This is a genomic window from Treponema sp. R80B11-R83G3, from assembly GCF_054786115.1.
On the sequence record NZ_BDHF01000302.1, the window covers coordinates 1 to 903 of the forward strand.

Annotated in this window: 2 protein-coding genes; one reads left to right on the forward strand and one right to left on the reverse strand. The window is 37.3% G+C overall.

The genetic code is table 11. The features are described 5' to 3' along the window. Positions 1 to 389: phage portal protein (locus ACYVRH_RS13470; protein ID WP_461257406.1), on the forward strand; the 389-nt coding region annotated here is incomplete at its 5' end. 50 nt (positions 390 to 439) lie between these two features. Here ACYVRH_RS13470 and ACYVRH_RS13475 read toward each other — a convergent pair. Continuing rightward, the gene (locus tag ACYVRH_RS13475) at positions 440 to 709 is read right to left on the reverse strand and encodes a hypothetical protein (RefSeq protein ID WP_461257407.1); all 270 of its coding nucleotides are present in this window, start codon (positions 707 to 709) and stop codon (positions 440 to 442) included. Positions 710 to 903 lie beyond the last annotated feature (194 nt).

Below are 903 nucleotides of genomic sequence, written 5' to 3' on the forward strand. Positions count from 1 at the left end.
AGTACGGTATTCCTCCACGAGTTGCAAATATAGGCGATAAAACTACTTCACTTTCCGGCAAAGATACTGCAGAGCAACATTCAGCATTTTGGAAATACACGTTAATTCCAATTCTAAGGCAATTTGAACAAATTTTAGAAACTCAATTTTTTATCCGTTTTGGATTAAAAGAACGTGGCGTATTTGATTTATGGGATATACCAGAGTTACAAGAAAACGAAGATCAACAGAGCAAGAGAGACATTGCAGAAATAAACGCAGGATTAAAAACAATTAACGATGTTTTAAAGGAGCGTGGCAAGGAAGCGAAACCGTGGGGCGATATTTGGTATCGACCGCAAAATTTAGTCCCTGCCTCTTTATCAAACCAAAAGGAGATGAAGGGGTAAAAAATGAGGGGCGGTACGTTGGTTGTAAGCCGATCAATTTGTAATCACACTTATTTTAAAAAACGCCTTGAAAGTTCTCTAGGGTTTTTCGCTTGCCCTTTGATTTCTTCCCTCAAAGACTTAATGGTACTTTTAAGGGCTTCCATTTCGGTAGTCTCCTGAACGCTGATTATTTCAATCGTTTTTACAATATCCTCAAGAATAACCTCTTTTTCTTGAAAATAATCCTTAGCGGCTTCGGTGTTAGTAAAGCCAATCTTTTCGATTTTCTTCATTGCGGCTAACTGCTTTTTAACCGCTTCCAGTTCTTCTTTTCCCATAATTACACTCCTGTAAATTTATTTTTATTTTGTATGCGCAGGAAGCATGGCGGGTTATGAAAATGAGGTTAAAACTTGGACTAAATCCAACTATCTTTATGAATCGGCAGACCTTATTTTTATGTATGGGGAGCGAAAAACGGCTGTGAATTTATTTTTTACTGAAAATTGCACTAAACAACAGTATCGCTCTG